Origin of the sequence: Methyloversatilis sp. MC4-4, from assembly GCF_049843555.1 — a bacterium.
In the GTDB taxonomy this organism is placed as follows: domain Bacteria; phylum Pseudomonadota; class Gammaproteobacteria; order Burkholderiales; family Rhodocyclaceae; genus Methyloversatilis; species Methyloversatilis discipulorum_B.
Map to the genome: position 1 here is coordinate 97,446 of NZ_JBBHZK010000001.1, position 16,456 is coordinate 113,901.

15 protein-coding genes are annotated in these 16,456 nt (G+C 67.7%); 7 read left to right on the forward strand and 8 right to left on the reverse strand.

The features are described from left to right. Positions 1–10: 10 nt before the first annotated feature. Genes mdcA through dctP form a run of 4 tightly spaced genes read right to left on the reverse strand, consistent with a single transcriptional unit; the run spans position 11 to position 4,558 of the window. A complete protein-coding gene (gene mdcA, locus WDZ97_RS00480) occupies positions 11–1,654 on the reverse strand; it encodes a malonate decarboxylase subunit alpha (protein ID WP_425761468.1) in 1,644 nt (547 codons plus the stop codon). Between the two features lie 2 nt (positions 1,655–1,656). Further along, the gene (locus tag WDZ97_RS00485) at positions 1,657–3,006 is read right to left on the reverse strand and encodes a TRAP transporter large permease (RefSeq protein ID WP_020165499.1); all 1,350 of its coding nucleotides are present in this window, start codon (positions 3,004–3,006) and stop codon (positions 1,657–1,659) included. A 1-nt stretch (position 3,007) separates the two neighbouring features. Beyond that, complete coding sequence (locus tag WDZ97_RS00490) at positions 3,008–3,490, reverse strand: TRAP transporter small permease (RefSeq protein WP_304002040.1); 483 nt, start codon at positions 3,488–3,490, stop codon at positions 3,008–3,010. A 27-nt stretch (positions 3,491–3,517) separates the two neighbouring features. Continuing rightward, positions 3,518–4,558 carry a TRAP transporter substrate-binding protein DctP gene (dctP, locus tag WDZ97_RS00495; RefSeq protein ID WP_425761469.1) on the reverse strand — a complete coding sequence of 347 codons (1,041 nt, stop codon included), beginning with the start codon at positions 4,556–4,558 and terminating at the stop codon, positions 3,518–3,520. A 197-nt stretch (positions 4,559–4,755) separates the two neighbouring features. On the opposite strand from dctP, the gene WDZ97_RS00500 reads away from it, so the two are divergent. The 4 genes from WDZ97_RS00500 to trpC all read left to right on the forward strand — a co-directional run bounded on the left by WDZ97_RS00500 (position 4,756) and on the right by trpC (position 8,149). Beyond that, positions 4,756–5,436, forward strand: coding sequence for a GntR family transcriptional regulator (locus tag WDZ97_RS00500; RefSeq protein WP_304002046.1), 681 nt, complete (start codon positions 4,756–4,758; stop codon positions 5,434–5,436). A gap of 261 nt (positions 5,437–5,697) precedes the next feature. Beyond that, on the forward strand, positions 5,698–6,276 hold the full coding sequence (locus WDZ97_RS00505) for an aminodeoxychorismate/anthranilate synthase component II (RefSeq protein WP_019917246.1): 579 nt from the start codon (positions 5,698–5,700) through the stop codon (positions 6,274–6,276). Further along, the gene (gene trpD, locus WDZ97_RS00510) at positions 6,273–7,304 is read left to right on the forward strand and encodes an anthranilate phosphoribosyltransferase (protein ID WP_425761470.1); all 1,032 of its coding nucleotides are present in this window, start codon (positions 6,273–6,275) and stop codon (positions 7,302–7,304) included. The genes WDZ97_RS00505 and trpD overlap by 4 nt, the downstream gene beginning before the upstream one ends. Positions 7,305–7,312: 8 nt before the next feature. Further along, positions 7,313–8,149, forward strand: coding sequence for an indole-3-glycerol phosphate synthase TrpC (gene trpC / locus WDZ97_RS00515; RefSeq protein ID WP_304002052.1), 837 nt, complete (start codon positions 7,313–7,315; stop codon positions 8,147–8,149). 6 nt (positions 8,150–8,155) lie between these two features. Here trpC and WDZ97_RS00520 read toward each other — a convergent pair whose 3' ends face one another. After that, positions 8,156–8,728 (reverse strand): Spy/CpxP family protein refolding chaperone, encoded by a 573-nt coding sequence (locus WDZ97_RS00520; protein ID WP_304002055.1) that lies wholly within the window; start codon positions 8,726–8,728, stop codon positions 8,156–8,158. Positions 8,729–9,052: 324 nt separating this feature from the next. Between WDZ97_RS00520 and WDZ97_RS00525 the strand changes: the two genes are divergently transcribed. After that, a complete protein-coding gene (locus WDZ97_RS00525) occupies positions 9,053–11,173 on the forward strand; it encodes an HDOD domain-containing protein (RefSeq protein ID WP_425761471.1) in 2,121 nt (706 codons plus the stop codon). Positions 11,174–11,176: 3 nt separating this feature from the next. Here the strand turns inward: WDZ97_RS00525 and WDZ97_RS00530 are convergent, their stop codons facing one another. Then, on the reverse strand, positions 11,177–11,758 hold the full coding sequence (locus WDZ97_RS00530) for an HNH endonuclease (RefSeq protein WP_020165490.1): 582 nt from the start codon (positions 11,756–11,758) through the stop codon (positions 11,177–11,179). 160 nt (positions 11,759–11,918) lie between these two features. Here WDZ97_RS00530 and WDZ97_RS00535 point away from each other — a divergent pair, with 160 nt between their 5' ends. Then, complete coding sequence (locus WDZ97_RS00535; RefSeq protein WP_425761472.1) at positions 11,919–12,542, forward strand: hypothetical protein; 624 nt, start codon at positions 11,919–11,921, stop codon at positions 12,540–12,542. A 13-nt stretch (positions 12,543–12,555) separates the two neighbouring features. Here the strand turns inward: WDZ97_RS00535 and WDZ97_RS00540 are convergent, their stop codons facing one another. Beyond that, the gene (locus WDZ97_RS00540; RefSeq protein ID WP_425761473.1) at positions 12,556–13,257 is read right to left on the reverse strand and encodes a hypothetical protein; all 702 of its coding nucleotides are present in this window, start codon (positions 13,255–13,257) and stop codon (positions 12,556–12,558) included. Positions 13,258–13,340: 83 nt separating this feature from the next. Here WDZ97_RS00540 and WDZ97_RS00545 point away from each other — a divergent pair, with 83 nt between their 5' ends. After that, positions 13,341–15,833 carry an MASE1 domain-containing protein gene (locus WDZ97_RS00545; RefSeq protein WP_304002067.1) on the forward strand — a complete coding sequence of 831 codons (2,493 nt, stop codon included), beginning with the start codon at positions 13,341–13,343 and terminating at the stop codon, positions 15,831–15,833. Between the two features lie 14 nt (positions 15,834–15,847). Here the strand turns inward: WDZ97_RS00545 and WDZ97_RS00550 are convergent, their stop codons facing one another. Continuing rightward, positions 15,848–16,387, reverse strand: a complete 540-nt coding sequence (locus WDZ97_RS00550; RefSeq protein WP_304002070.1) for an NUDIX hydrolase — start codon at positions 16,385–16,387, stop codon at positions 15,848–15,850. Between the last annotated feature and the right edge of the window lie 69 nt (positions 16,388–16,456).

Sequence of the window (16,456 nt, forward strand, 5' to 3'; positions counted from 1 at the left end):
GGGTCTCCGTTCACCAGTTGCGGAAGCGGCGCGGCGGGTCGTACAGGCCGCCGGAGGCGCGCACGAGATCCTTGATGCTGCGCGCGGCGAGCAGATCGCGCGTGGCGTCGCGCTTGTCGATGCCGATGTCTTCCGGGCGGCGGATCACGCCGCGGTCGCGCAGGTTCTCCACCATGCGCGCGTCGCGCGCGCGGCCCACCGGGGTGTAGCCGGCCACACCGCGTATCGCCTGTTCGCGTTCGGCGGCGCTGCGGCACAGCAGCAGGTTGGCGATGCCTTCTTCGGTCACGATGTGGGTCACGTCGTCGCCGTGGATCATGATGGGCGGCAGGTCCATGCCCATGTCCTCCATCAGCTGCCAAGCGTCGAGCCTGTCGACGAAGGCCGGCGCCATGTGTTCGCGGAAGGTTTCCACCGTCTGCACCACCAGCTTCTGGCCGCGCGTGGCGATGGCGTCGCCTGCGCGCTCGCGGCCGGCGCGCAGCCAGGCCGGACTGGCATGGCGCCGCCCGCGCGCGTCCGAGCCCATGTTCGGCGCACCGCCGAAGCCGGCGATGCGCCCCAGCGTGGCGGTCGAACTGTTGCCGGCAAGATCGATCTGCAGCGTCGAGCCGATGAACATGTCGCAGGCGTACAGGCCGGCGGTCTGGCAGAAGGCGCGGTTGGACCGCATGCTGCCGTCACGGCCAGTGAAGAACACGTCGGAGCGGGCGGCGACGTAGTTCTCCATGCCGACTTCGGAGCCGAAGCTGTGCACCGATTCGACGAAGCCCGCCTCGATCGCCGGGATCAGCGTCGGGTGCGGGTTCAGTGCCCAGTGGCTGCAGATCTTGCCGCGCAGGCCCAGCGATTCGGCATAGGTGGGCAGCAGCAGTTCGATCGCCGCTGTGTCGAAGCCGATGCCGTGGTTCAGGCGCTGCACGCCGTATTCGGCGTAGATGCCCTTGATCGCCATCATCGCCATCAGCACCTGGATTTCGGTGATCTGCGCCGGGTCGCGGGTGAACAGCGGTTCGATGTAGTTGGGGCGCGGGGCGACGACGAAGGCGTCGGTCCAGTCGGCCGGAATGTCGACGCGCGGCAGACGGTCGAGCCTCTCGTTCACCTGCGCGATGACGATGCCGTGGCGGAAGGCGGTCGCCTCGACGATGGCCGGCGTGTCCTCGGTGTTCGGGCCGAGGTAGAGGTTGCCGTCGGCGTCCGCCGCCTGCGCGGCGATCAGGCACACGTCGGGCGTCAGATCGACGAAGTAGCGGCCGAACAGTTCGAGGTAGGTGTGGATGGCGCCGATGGCGATGCGCCGTTCCTCGACCAGTCGCGCCAGCCGGTTCGCCTGTGGGCCGGAGAAGGAGAAGTCGAGCCGGTTCGCGATGCCGCGCTCGAACACGTCGATGTGCGCCGGCAGCGCCAGCACCGACTGCACCATGTGCAGATCGTGCAGGCGCTCGGGCGAGCAGTCGGCCAGCGATTCGGCGAGGAAGTCGGCCTGCTTCTGGTTGTTGCCTTCGAGGCAGACGCGGTCGCCCGGCTCGATCGCCGCTTCCAGCGCGGCGACGATGTCGGCCGCGGCGATTTCGCGGCCGCGGGTCAGCGGCGCCAGCCGTTCGAGCCGGCGCGCCCGGCGCGCCGCACGTTGATTCCAGGGCGCGCCCATACTCAGCTCCCCTGGTAGTGGTCGGGCAGCCACATCGCGATGCCCGGCATCAGGCACAGCAGCAGCACCGCCAGCAGCATGAGCCAGATGAAGGGCAGCACGCCCTTCATGATGGCCTTGAGCGGAATGTCGGGTGCGATGCCGTTGATGACGAACAGATTCAGGCCAACCGGCGGCGTGACCAGACCGGCTTCCAGCATGATGGTCATGATGACGCCGAACCAGATCAGGTCGAAGCCGTGCGTGTTCAGCGCCGGCAGGATGATGGGCGTCACCATCAGGATGATGGCCACCGGCGGCAGGAAGAAGCCGAGCACCAGCAGCAGCACGCACACCGCGAGGAAGAAGCCCCACTTGCCGATCGGCAGCGTCACCAGCCATTGCGCCGCTTCCTGCGTGATGTTGAGGTTGCTCATCACCCAGGTGTAGAGGAAGGACATGCCGATGATCATCATGATCATGCAGCTTTCCTTCACCGTGCCGTTAAGGATGACCTTGAGGTCGGCCCAGCGGTAGCACTTGTAGATGGTCATCACCATCAGCAGCGAGAAGAAGGCGCCGATGCCGGCCACTTCCGACGGCGTCGCCCAGCCGCCGTACAGCGCGATCATGACGATGGCGATGACGGCGAGGAAGGGCGCGAAGCGCGGCAGCGATTCCAGACGTTCCGCCCAGCTGTAATGCTCCTCCTGCAGCAGCGCGTGCGAACCGTCGCCACCGGCGTCGGCCGACGCGCGCGCCTGCGCCTTTTCCTTCTTGTAGCGCCACATGACGTAGAGCGCGAACAGCAGCGTCAGCAGCAGCCCCGGACCGACACCGGCCATGAACAGCTTGCCGATCGACTGTTCAGTGGCCAGGCCGTAGAGGATGAGCGTCAGGCTGGGCGGGATCAGGATGCCCAGCGTGCCGCCGGCGGCGATCAGGCCGGTGGACAGGCCATCGGAGTAGCCGCGGCTGCGCATCTGCGGAATGCCCGAGCTGCCGATGGCCGAGCAGGTGGCCGGGCTGGAGCCGCACATTGCCGAGAAAACCGAACAGGCCAGGGTGTTGGCGACACCGAGGCCGCCCGGCACGCGGTAGAGCCAGCGATTCAGCGAAGCGTAGAGGTCTTCGCCGGCGCGCGACTTGCCGATCGCCGCGCCCATCAGCACGAACAGCGGGATAGTGAGCAGCGTGAAGTTGTCGAGTTCGGCGTAGATGGTTTCGGTCACCAGTGCCAGCGACGACAGCGGCATGAAGAACAGCATGAACAGCAGGGCCACGCCACCGAGCGCGAAGGCGATCGGCATGCCCGAGAACAGGCCGACGAAGGTGGCGACGGCGAACAGCAGAGACAGTGTGAGCATGTCCATGTCAGGCCTCCTTGCGGCGCAGTGTCTGCAGCGCCAGTTCGAGTGTCAGCGTGGTCATGCCGAGCGCGACGAAGAGATACGGAATCCACAGTTTCGGGCCCCACAGCGAGGAGCTGGTCTTGCCGTCGGCCCAGGCTTCGTGGAAGAACTCCCAGGCGTTGAAGGCAACGAAGCCGCAGAAGGCGAAGGTGAGTACGTCGGCCAGCTTCTGCCGCAGCCGGTTGATGCCGGCGGGCAGCATGGTGTCGAGCAGGTCGATCGCCACATGGCCGCGTTCGGCCTGGGTGTGGGCCGCACTCATGAAGGTGGAAATGATGAGCAGCATGACGCACAGCTCGATTTCCCAGTCGGTGGGCCACTTGAGCCAGTAGCGCACCGCGACCTGCCACACCAGGATGCCGGCCGCCACGATGATGACGACGCCCGACAGATAGGCGGCAAGCCGGTTGAACCGGCGCAGCGCGCCGGCAATCAGCGAGAACATGATGGAACCCTCCCCAGGCCGGTCGCGTTACTTGACCGAAGTGGCCATGTCCATCCAGGCCTTGCCGTCCTTCACTTTCTCGGCAAAGTCCTTCCACGAGGTCTTCTGGGCGAGCGCGCGCCACTGGTTGAACGCGGCCTCGTCCATGTCCACCACCTTGATGCCGGCCTTGGCGAACACTTCGGCGGCGCGCTCGTCGTCCTTCTTCGCCTCTTCCATCGCGAACTTCTCCAGGCTCAGGCCGACCTCGACCAGCACCTTCTGCTGTTCGGGCGTGAGCTTGTTGAAGGTGTTCATCGAAATGAGCAGCGGTTCGAACATGTACCAGAAGCTGTGATCGCGACCGGTGGTGAAGGACTTCGACGTTTCGTACAGGCGGAAGCTGATGTGCGAGGTGGAGGAGGTCAGTGCGGCGTCGAGCACCTTGGACTGCATGCCACTGTAGATCTCGTTCGACGGCACGTTGGTGATGGCGGCGCCGGCTTCCTTCAGCATCACGTCCATTTCGCGGCTGCCGCCACGGAACTTGCTGCCCTTCACGTCGGCCGGGGCGACCATGGGCTGTCCGGCCGAGGCGATGCCGCCGGCTTGCCACACCCAGGTCAGGATCTTCATGCCCTTTTCTTCCAGATGCTTTTCGAGCCGCTGGCCAATGGGCGAGGTACGCCAGCGCAGGCCCTGCTCGTAGGAGGTGATCAGCGCCGGCATCAGCGTCAGATTCACTTCCGGCACCTCGCCGCCGCCGTAGGCCAGCGGAAGGACCGACATGTCCAGCACACCCTTGCGCAGCGCGCCGAACTGGGTGTTGGTCTTCATCAGCGAATTGCCGGGATAGACGGTGATCTTGACCTGACCCTGGGTGCGCTTCTCGACTTCGGCGGCAAACTGCTTGGCGAGGCGGTCGCGGAAGTCACCGTCGGGTGTGGTGGCGGCAGGGAACTGGTGCGAAAGCTTCAGGGTGGTCTGGGCAAACGCCGGCTGGGCGGCGCCCAGGCCGAGGGCCAGCAGGGATGCGGAAAGGGTGGTCGCGACAAAGCCGCGCAGGACGGAACGGCGCTGGGATTTCATGCAAGTCTCCTCCAGTCGATTGGATGCATGGTGGTGATGCCGCGCCCCCTTGTTTTGTTCGGTGGGGGCTGATACGCGGCGGATACGTCAGATCAGTTCATGTATGTAGAAAAGTCAAACGTGTATACACGATAGGATTCGGTGTATTCAGAGTCAAGCTTTGTCTATACTTTTTTGTAATGAGCAAGGAGCCCGACATGGATCACGCCCCGGCGCCACTGCGCCTGTCCGAACAGCTGTGCGAAAAGATCGAGGAACAGATCGTCACGGGCGCGCTGCGCCCCGGTGCCCGCCTCGACGAGCAGGAGCTGGCGGCTGAATTCGGCGTGTCGCGCACGCCGATACGCGAGGCGCTGATCCAGCTGGCGTCGGCCGGTCTGGTCGATACGCGCCCGAGGCGGGGCGCGGTGGTGGCCGAGATCGAGCCACACCGCCTGTGCGAAATGTTCGACGTGATGGCCGAACTGGAAGCGATGTGCGCCCGGCTGGCGGCGCGCCGCATCACCGAGGACGAGATCGCGTCGCTGCGCGCGGCGCACCAGGCCTGCGAGGCCGCCCGCGACGCCGACAACCCGGACGCCTACTACTGGCTCAACGAACTGTTCCACCGCCAGATATATATGGCGAGCCACAACGGCTTTCTCGCCGAGCAGGCGATCAGCCTGCACCGCCGGCTGCGTCCCTACCGCCGGCTGCAGCTGCGCGTGCGCAACCGGATGAAAGTTTCCTACTCCGAGCACCAGTCCATCGTGGATGCCATCGTCGCAGGCGAGGGCGACTTGGCGGCCGACCGCATTCGCGGCCACATCCAGGTGCAGGGTGAGCGCTTCACCGATCTGGTGGCGTCGGTCAGGCAGCTCAGCGCGGCCGGCGCCTGACGCGAAGCTGCGGCGTCGCCTTGTACAAGGCCACGCAGCACGCCATAATCCGCGGCATGCGCCCGACGATCATCATTCCCGCCCCGTATTCCGGCCTGCGCTGGCGCAAGCCTGCCGCCTGAACCGCCCTCCCGGCACGCCCTGCGTGCGACCCAGCCCTCCCTTCACCATCCGCCCGTCGTCGCGGGCCGTGTCTGTCCGTGCGCCGGATGCCGCGAAGGTTGAGAATGCTCCGAAACACGGCCATCGGAAGAAGCCACCATGCTGTTGATGATCGACAATTACGACTCCTTCACCTACAACCTCGTCCAGTACTTCGGCGAGCTCGGCGAGGACGTGCGCGTGTTCCGCAATGACGAGATCACGCTGGAACAGATAGACGCGCTGAAGCCGGACCACATCGTGGTGTCGCCCGGCCCCTGCTCGCCGAACGAGGCGGGGGTGTCGGTGCCGCTGATCAAGGCCTTTGCCGGCAAGTACCCCATCCTCGGCGTCTGCCTCGGCCACCAGAGCATCGGCGCGGCCTTCGGCGGCGACGTCGTGCACGCCAAGGTGGTGATGCACGGCAAGACCGCCGCCATCCATCATCTGGACAAGGGCATGTTCCGCGGTCTGCCCAATCCGTTCACCGCCATCCGCTACCACTCGCTGGCGGTGTCACGCGACACGCTGCCGGACTGCCTCGAAGTGACTGCCTGGACCGACGACGGCGAAATCATGGGCATGCGGCACAAGACGCTGGCCATCGAGGGCGTGCAGTTTCATCCGGAATCCATCCTGACCGAGCACGGTCATCAGATGCTGAAGAACTTCCTCGACGAGTGGAGGGCCGGCGCATGAGCTTCACCCCGAAACAGGCGCTCGAACGCGTGATCGAGCACCGCGAAATCTTCCGCGACGAAATGACCGCACTGATGCGTCAGATCATGACCGGCGAGGTGTCGCCGACGCTGATCGCCGCCATCCTGATCGGTCTGCGGGTAAAGAAGGAAACAGTGGGCGAGATCGCCGCCGCGGCAATGGTGATGCGCGAACTGTCGATGAAGGTGCCGGTGGACAACACCCAGACCCTGGTCGACACCTGCGGCACCGGCGGCGACGGTGCCCACACCTTCAATATATCCACCGCGTCGATGTTCGTCGCCGCGGCGGCCGGCGCGCGCGTGGCCAAGCACGGCGGGCGCGCCAGTTCGTCGCAGAGCGGTTCGGCCGACGTGCTGGAAGCGCTGGGCGTCAATCTGAACCTGACGCCGGCCCAGGTTTCGACCTGCATCGAACAGGTGGGCGTGGGTTTCATGTTCGCGCCCAATCACCACAGCGCGATGAAGCACGCGGCGCCGGTACGGCGCGAACTGGGCGTGCGCACCATGTTCAACATCCTCGGCCCGCTGACCAATCCGGCCGGGGCGGCCAACCAGGTGATGGGTGTGTTCCACGCCGATCTGGTCGGCATCCTGGCGCGCGTGCTGAAGGAACTGGGCTCGCGCAACGTGATGGTGGTGCATGGTCGAGACGGGCTGGACGAGCTGTCGATCAGCGGCGACACCTTCGTCGGCGAACTGCGCGACGGCGAGGTGAAGGAATACACCGTACATCCGTCCGACTTCGGGCTGGCGGTGCACGCGCTCGACACGCTGCGCGTGGCCGACGTGCAGGCCTCGCGCGACATGCTGCTGGCCGCACTCGACGGCACGCTCCCGCCGGCGCGCGACATCGTGCTGCTCAATGCCGGCGCCAGCCTCTACGTGTCTGGTGTGGCGGACAGCCTGCGCAACGGCGTCGACCGGGCGCGCGAAGCCATCGAATCGGGCGCGGCGCGGCAGGGTCTCGACAAGCTGGTCGAGCTGTCGCGCTCGTTCGCGAACTGAGGCCGCCCATGTCCGACATCCTGCAGAAAATCCTCGCCACCAAGCGCGAGGAAATCGCCAGCGGTCTTGCCGCGGAAACGATGGCAGCGCTGCGCGCGCGGGCCGACGCGCAGACGCCCACGCGAGATTTCGTCGCCGCACTGAAGACGCGCGTGGCGGCAAAGAAGCCGGCGGTGATTGCCGAAGTGAAGAAGGCCAGCCCGTCCAAGGGCGTGCTGCGCGCCGACTTCCGGCCGGCCGACATCGCCCGCTCGTACGAGGCCGGGGGCGCGGCCTGCCTGTCGGTGCTGACCGACCGCCAGTACTTCCAGGGCAGTCCGGACTATCTGGTCGAGGCGCGCGCCGCCTGCAGCCTGCCGGTGCTGCGCAAGGATTTCATCATCGACCCGTATCAGGTGGTCGAGGCGCGGGCGATGGGCGCGGACTGCATCCTGCTGATCGTCGCCGCCTTCCTGCCGCCTTCGGGCGAAGCCGACGCGGCGCAGCAGGCCCGCGCGGTCGCCGACATGCGCGCGCTCGAGTCGCTGGCGACGGAACTGGGCATGGCGGTGCTGGTGGAAAGCCACGACGCCGGCGAGCTGGACCTCGCGCTGCAGCTGGATACGCCGCTGATGGGCATCAACAACCGCAGCCTGCGCACCTTCGAGGTATCGCTCGACTTCACGCTGTCGCAGCTCGAGCGCATTCCGGCCGACCGCGTGGTCATCACCGAAAGCGGCATCCTCGCAACGGAACACGTCGCGGCCATGCGGGCCCGCGACGTGCATGCCTTCCTGGTGGGCGAGGCATTCATGCGCGCCGCCGACCCGGGGGCCGAGCTGGCGCGCCTGTTCGACATCGCCTGAGCGGATTCAGCCGCGCGTCGCTTCCGGCGCGCGCGGGCCGTCGCCGTGGCGGTGCTTGCCATGGTGGCCGTGGCGACCACCCATGCTGGCCAGCGACTTTGCCGCTTCCTTGCGTTGTGCCGGCGTCAGCACTTCGGCCAGATCGGCCATCGTGCGCGTCATCACCTTCGACGCTTCGTCCATCTGCGCATGGCGGGCGGCGCGCTGCTGCTCGATCTGGCCGCGGTCTATCGTGTCGGCCGACAGCAGCGCCAGCATCTGCTGACGGTCGTCCGAGTGACCGGCGTGCAGCTTCTTCATTTCCTCGCCGGACGCCTTGACGATCTCGCGGGCGCGCGCTTTCTGTTCCTCGCTGGCGCCGACCTTCGTGAACACGCGCTCGACCATCTGTTCCATGCGCTGGCCCATCGCTTCGGGCCCGTGGTGGCGCTCACCGTGCTTCACCGGGTGGGCACCGCCCTCGGCGCCCGGATGGGCCTGTGCCGGCAGATTGACGGCAACCAGTCCGGCCAGTGCACCGGCGGTGGCAAGACCGGCAAACCAGCGGCCGCGGACAGATGATTTTTCAGGGGTTTTCATGTTCGGTATCTCCGTTCGCCGGAACGCTCCGGCAGCGAGGCCAGCTTGTGCCGCTGCTGTGAACCCTGATTTCGAGTGGCGTAACCATTTGTAAAGGTTGACGCCCGGAACGTGATTCCGGCACCGGCGTTCGAGTTGCGGGCGAAATGGGCGACGTTGCTCTGCAACGACGGCGTGACCCACGCCGCATCCCAGTATTGGCGCGGGTTTCCGTCGATTTGCTGCGGTATGATCAATCGCAGATACCGTCTCAAGAACGGCCGATAAACCAAAGAGGTCAGCGCCGGGCTCAGGCCCGGCGTCCAATAACATCGTCCAGTCCGCATGACAGCCCCCGCCGCCCGCGCGATCGACTGTGCCATGCTGTCCGGTCTGCCTTCGCTGCCGCTTCTCGCGGACGTGGCACTCGGACTGCGTGCGCTGCCGGCCGGCGTTCCGTCCCTCAATGCGCTGTTGCGCCACGATCCGGCCTGGGTGCTGCGCCTGCTGCGCGCGTCGCAGCTGATCGCCACGCCCGCCGGCGACGGCGGCGCGGGGCGGCGCATCGACGCGGTGATCGACGCCTGTGGACATGCGCTGATACAGGTGGCGTTGCTCGACGGCCGCGCGCGCGTCAAGCGCAGCGGCGTCGATCTTGCCGGACACCACGCGTTCTGGGCGCACTCCATACTGAGCGCCGAAATCGCCCGCGAACTGGCTGCTGCGGGCGGTCGCTGCGATCCGGACGAGAGCTTCATCGCCGGCCTGCTGCTCGACGTCGCGTTGCCGCTGCTGGCGGCGGCACCCGGTGGTGGCGAGCGGCACGCGCACCGGCCGACCGAACACGAACTGGCCGCGTTCGAAACCGCCTATGGCGGCGAACATCACGGCGAGGTCGGCGCCGCGCTGCTGTCTGCCGAATGGTCGGCCGGACTGGCGGATGCGCTGCGCTTCTCACACGCCGACGGCGGGCTCTTCGTCGATGCACCCGAGCACCTGCGCCTGGCGCGTGCCGCCGAGGAACTGGCGGGTGGCGGTGCCACCGACACGTCGCAGCAACGGGCGCTCGCACAACGTCTGACCGGCCTGTCGGCCGATGCGCTCGACAGCGCGCTGCAGGCGGCGCACAGCCGCGCGCTTGAACGCTGCCGGCTGGTCGAGGTGGACGCTGCCGACACGCTGCTTCCGGTCGGTGCGCCCTATCGTCCGACCTTCGGCATCGCCGACGCGCAGCCGGACGACAGCGCCGCGCTGACCGGCTTCGCCCGCGCCGGGCTGTTCGGCCAGGTGTATGCGCGGGGCGACGAGTCCGCGCTGTGGACGATGCTGAAGCTGGCGTCGGCCTTGCTGCTCGACCTGCCAGCGCCGCAGATACTGCGAGCCGGGCAGGGCGGCAGCGCCTTCATGCCCATCGCGGAGCAGGGCGACGTGGTTCAGCGCATCGACCTCGCGCAGGCGGGGCTGGAGGGCGTCTGGCGCCAGCTTTCGTCCGGCGCGGCCTGGCTGTGCAGCGACGCGCGCGAGGCCGCTGCGCTGCCGGTCAGCCTGCAGCGCCTGCTGCGCGTGTCACCCGGGCAGACCGGCCTGATCCAGCCGCTGTGCAGCGAAGCCGGCGTCGAGGCGCTCGCGCTCTACCACTTCCCGGCCAGTTTCACGCCCGCGCTGATGCGTCGCGGCGACGAACTGCGCGCGCTGGCCGACGGGGCCGGCCGGGCCCTGCACCAGCAGCAGCTGCGTCTGCGCGAACTGGACGAACTTCGGCAGGGCATGGCCGAGCAGTACGCCGTACATGCCCGCCAGTTGCGCGCCGACCTGCACACGCCGCTCGGCCTGATGCGGCACCAGATCAAGTCGATGCGCCTGAAGATGGGCGCCGATTCGATGGTCGATTCCGAACTGACGGTGTTCGGCGACCAGATCGAGCGCATCGACACCGTGCTGCGTCAGTTCGAGGGCCGTCCGCCCGACGTGTCGGCCGACGCCCAGCGCATCGACCTCAATCAGCTGATGGAACAGACGGTGGCCGAGGTCGAGGAGCGCGTGCTGCGGGCCCGCTCGATCTCGACCGAACTGCATCTCGACGCGGCGCTGCCGCCGCTGCACCTGCCGCTCGGCGTGCTGCGCGAGCTGCTGCACGCGCTGCTGGCGATCAGCGCCGAACAGGTCGGCACCTCCGGTCGCATTGCGGTCAGCACGGCCGAAGGTCTGAACCTCAATGGCGCGCTGTTCGTCGAGGTCCGGGTACGCGATTTCGGCCGCGGCATGGACGCCGGACGGGTGGCGGGGCTGTTCGCCCCGGACGGCAGCGGCGGCAACCGGGCGACGCCGGCGCACGCGCTGGCGCTGGCCCGCTCGCTCGGCGGTTCGCTGTCGTGCAAGAGCGCGGTCGGTCAGGGCACCGTGTTCCAGCTGCTGCTGCCGCGCACTACCCGTCGCCCGGCAGCGGCGGGGGCCGTTCCGCTCTGACCGTCAGGCCGCCTTCCAGCGGCTGTTGGCGTTCACATGCTGGGCGAGGAAATCCATCTGGTCCGCCAGGATGTTGCGGTTGCTGAGAATGAGGTACTCGGCCTTGTTCGGCACGTAGGGCGCGTACATCAGCTGCATCCGCGCCTGCTCGGGCGTGCGGCCGCTCTTGCGCTGGTTGCAGGGCCGGCAGCAGGTCACCACGTTCATCCACAGGTCGCGGCCACCCTGCGACACCGGCACGATGTGGTCGCGCGTAAGCTTCTGGTACGAGAACTCGCCGCCGCAGTAGCCGCAGATCGAGCGGTCGCGGTGGAACAGTTCGCGGTTGTTCAGCGGCGGCACGGCCGTCTGCAGCTTGTGCGCGTGGCTGCGTCCCTTGATCGCGATGATGCTGTTGGTGCGGATGAAGGACTGTTCGCCGGTGACGCGATTGATGCCGCCGCGGATTTCGAACTCGTGACTGCCGGCCACCCAGGCCACCAGATCCTTGGAGTGATAGAACACGGCATGCTGCCAGCTGACCCAGCGGTGCGGAACGCCGTTGGCGTCGAGGGTCAGTATCCACGGGTGCGACGGGCGTCGCACTTCGTAAACTATGCTCCGGGGTGGGTGCTCCAGCATGATCGTCTTACGCGTCCTCGGTCTGAAATCGGTCAGTCGAAGTGAAACGTGTGTCGTCACGCATCCGCCCGGCGACGCGGGAAACGTTGCCGCGCAAGGTGCTCGGACACTTTAGCAAAGGAAGATGAATTTGCAACCGCGTCAATCGTTTGCGACGCATCGTTCCCTCGGCTGTGCACTGGCGCTGTCGGCCCTGCTGCACCTGCTTGTTTTCTGGCCGCTGCCGTCCGCGGCGCCGCAGCCCAGCCACAGCGTGTTACGGCTGGCGCTGAAGCCGGTCGGCCACAGCGCCTCGCCGGCGGAGGACAGCGCGACTGTGGGGACGGGCGTGGTGGCGGCCGAGCCCCGCCCGGCGCCGGTCTCGGCCCCCGGAACCCCCGTCGCGGCTGGGCGCACGCCGTCGCCGGTCGCCGAGCCAGCGCTGCCGGCACCGGGCGAGGACGCATTGCGGGCGTTGCGCTACGCGCTGGCGCGGGCGGTCGTTGCCGACGGATGGGCGACGGAGGGGCGCGCCGCGTCGATGTCGGTGCAGTTGCACGTACTGGCGCGGCGGGTGGTCGGCGTCGATCTCGCGCGCAGCAGCGGCCGTGACGAGGTCGACGCGGCGGTGCTGGCCGCCTTCAAGGCAGCGGCCGGGCGGGCCGTAATACCGGCGTCGCTTCCGGCGCACGGGTTTACCGTCGAACTCGAGCTGGAAGCGGGAGATGCCGCCCGTTCCGATGATGCCGAGCCACCGCTACCCGGTTGAACCTTCGACACCGTCAGCAGCGCACCTGCTGACGGCAGAAGCTGTCCATCGCGACCACCCGCGTGGTCGCGCCGACCGGCTTCATCGCGCGGTCGCCGCCGTGATCCAGCGCCAGCCGGAAGCCGAAACTCTGGAAGAAGCGGTCGAACACGTCTGCGCCCAGCGTGGCGACGGCCACCAGTTCGTCACGTTCGGCCGCATATTCGAGCACGATGCCGGCCAGTGGCTGCGGCGCCGGGCCTTCGAGTACGCGCGCGCCAGCGGCCGGATCGAACTGGCTGTGCTCGGAACAGCAGTGGATCACGCGGGCGCGGCGGCTGTGTGCAGTCGCTTCGTCACGGTAGGAGATGAAACTGATGTCCCGTGTCGGATGCGTGAGCTTGTGCGAGCATATGGCCGAGTAGGCGACGATGGACTGGGCCCGGCCGACGCCGCCGGGCCAGTCGTACTGTTGCCCGTCGGCGGTACGCAGCTTCGTCGTGCCGTTGACCTTCCTGCCCAGATCCAGCAGGAAACAGGGCGTGGCCGGATACGGCCACTGGAATACATAATTGACGCCCGGCTTGAGCGAGGACGCCTTCAGCGGCCGACCTTCGCTGTCGGTCAGCACGCTGCGCGGGTATTCCCGCGCCACGGCGGCGCGCGCGGGCAGGTTCAGTCCGGCCAGTCCGCAGGCGGCGCTGCACGCGGCGACAAAGCTGCGTCTTTCCATCATCACGCTCCACAGGAAACATTCGTGCGGCAGTCGTTGAAAACTAGAAAGTGCCGCCGCGGTAGTCAAGCCGGCCGGAGACAGAATTGAGCACGCCGCCGCAGTCGCTGCCGTCGCCGTCGGAGCCGGCCGATCCGTCGGCCGGGCGCGCTCGCGCGCCGGGGCACGGGTTTGTGGTCAATCTGCTGATCGCCGTCGCCTACTGCCTGCTCGCCGCTCTCAGCTTCCGGCTGCGCGACGTTGCGTCGGGTCAGATGCCGATGTGGGCGCCGATGGGGCTCGCCCTGTTCGCGCTGCTGCAGGGCGGCACGCGCTGGCTGCCCGGCGTGGTCGTCGGCGTGCTTGCGTCGGCGGTGCTGGCGCGTCAGGGCGCGGCGATGATCGTGCTCTTCTCCGCCGGCCAGATCCTTGCGCCGTGGGCCGGTGCGGTGCTGCTGCGCCGCCTGACCGTGCAACCGACCGATCTGCTCGAACGCACCGATGGCGCGCTCAAGCTGATGGCCGTGATCTATCTGATGGCGGTGCCCAGTGCCGTGGCGACACTGACCGGCAGCGTGCTGACGCACGGCGTGCCGCCCGAGCGCTGGCTGGAGATCGGCTCCACCGCCTGGCTCGGTGACGCGCTCGGCGCCATCGTCACCGTGCTGCCGCTGCTGGCCTGGGGCGCGCGCCGGCCGCTGCAGCAGCTCACGCGCCGCCTGCCCGAGCAGATCGTTGTCGTCGGCGCGCTGATGGCCCTGCTCAGCGTCACCTTCGCCGGTGTCGCGCTGCTGCCGGATCCGATGCTGCAGCTCTACGTCGCGCTGCCGCTGGTCGTGTGGGTGGCGCTGCGTTTCCCGCCGCGCGTCGGCTGGACCGCTTTCCTGATCACTTCGATGATGGCGCTGGCCGGCACCGCCAACGGCACGTCGCCGTTCAGCCCGCACCCGATGCAGGTGCAGCTGCTGGTGCTGCATGGGCTGATCATGCTGACCGCAGCGACCGCGCTGTTCATCGGCGCCGCGATGTCGGAGAAGCAGGCGGCCCGACGCGCGCTGCGCGAGCGCGAATCGCATTTCCGCGCGCTGACCCTGCTGTCGGCCGACTGGCACTGGGAACTGGACGCCGAACTGCGCTATCACCGGCTGCCGGACGAACTGACCGACGCACACTTCGGTGACACCGAACTGGATGGCTGCGCGCCGTGGGAGATTTCCGGCGAGGAAGCGCTGACCCAGCCCTGGGGCCTGCTGCGGCAGACACTGGAACGGCACGAAGCCTTCCGCGATTTCCTGTCGCGCCGCCGTGACGGTTCGCGCTGGCGCTACCTCGCCTCGTCCGGTGAACCGGTGTTCGATGCGTCCGGCGCCTTTTCCGGCTATCGCGGCGTCAGCCGCGACATCACCGCCGAAATGCAGGCGCGCGAGGCGCTGCGCGAAGAGGAGTTCCGCCTGCGCGCGCTGGTCGATGCGCTGCCCGACCTGATCGTGCTGAAGGACAGGCACCTGCGCTGGCGCCTGGCCAACCGCGCGCTGCTCGACACGCGTTGCCTGAAGAAGACGGCCTGGCTGGGGGCGACCAGCGAGGAACTGGCAGCGCATCTGCCCTCTCTGTCCGACGTGCTGCTGCACAACCACGCCATCGCACAGGAGGTCGCCCGCACCTGCAAGCCGCATTTCGAGGAACAGGTGGTCGACCTGGCCGGCAACGATCCGCGCGTCTACGACGTCAGCATCATTCCGCTGGTCGATGACGACGGTGCCTTCAATGGTCTGGTGTCGGTACGCCGCGACGTGACCGCGCAGCGCGAGGCGGCGCGCATACAGACCGAGCACGTGCAAAGTGTGCAGTCGCAGAACGACGAACTGGAACGACGTGTCGGCGCGCGCACCGCGGCGCTGGAAGCGGCGGTCAAAGAGCTGGAGGCCTTCAGCTATTCGGTGTCGCACGACCTGCGCGCACCGCTGCGTGCGCTCGACGGTTTTTCGCGACTGCTGGTCGAGGACTACGGCGATCTGCTGGACGAGCAAGGGCGCGAATACCTCGCGCGCATCCGTCGCAACAGCCAGCGCATGGGCGAACTGATCGACGACCTGCTCGAACTGTCGCGCGTGTCGCGCGCCGAGGTGCGCCGCACGCTGACCAATCTGTCGGACGTCGCCCGCGACATCGCGCGCGAACTCGATGCCGAGGCGCCGTCACGACAGGTGCAGTGGGTGATTCCGGAAGGCCTGTGGGTGGACGCCGATCCCGGCCTCGCCCGCATCGTGCTGGAAAACCTGCTGCGCAACGCGTGGAAGTTCACCCGACTGCAGCCGCAGCCGCGCATCGAGATCGGACAGTCCCGGCTGGGCGAACAGACCGCCTATTACGTGCGCGACAACGGCGCCGGCTTCGACATGGCGTACGTCGGGCGCCTGTTCGCGCCCTTCCAGCGCCTGCACAACAATCGCGAATACGACGGCAGCGGCATCGGTCTGGCCATCGTGCAGCGCATCATCCGGCTGCATGGCGGCCGCGTCGCGGCCGAGGGCGTGCCAGGGCAGGGGGCGACCTTCAGCTTCAGCTTCGGCGCCGCCGCCGAAGCGGTCGAGGCCTGAGCCGGCGCAGTCGCTCAGCCGGCCGCTGCCGGCAGCGTGAAGTGATGAACGCCGAAGCTGCCTTGCCGGCGCTCCTCGAAAAAGGTGCGCAAGGTGAGCGACACGCTGCGGAAGGCCAGTTCGTCCCACGGGATGTCGGCCTCGCCGAACAGCTTCACCTCCAGTGATTCGGTGCCCGGCGCGAAATCGAGGTCGAGCAGCCGCGCGCGGAACAGCAGGTGGATCTGGTCGATGAAGGGCACGCTGACCATCGTGTAGGGCGCCAGCAGTTCGACCCGCGCGCAGGCCTCTTCGCGCGTCTCGCGCATCGCGCCCTCGGCGGCGCTCTCTCCGTTCTCCATGAAGCCGGCAGGCAGCGTCCAGTAGCCATGGCGCGGCTCGATCGCCCGCCGGCACAGCATCACCTTGTCTTCCCACACCGGCAGCGTACCGACCACCATGCGCGGGTTCTGATAATGAATGCTGCCGCAGGCCGGGCAGACGTGGCGCGGGCGGTTGTCGCCGGCCGGAACGCGCAGTTCGACCTCGCTGCCGCAATGGGCGCAGTACTTCATGTGTCGGGTGGCAAAGCCGTGTTGCTGAGCAGGCCACGAGTGTAGCGCCGCCCCCGGCGGATGCGCATG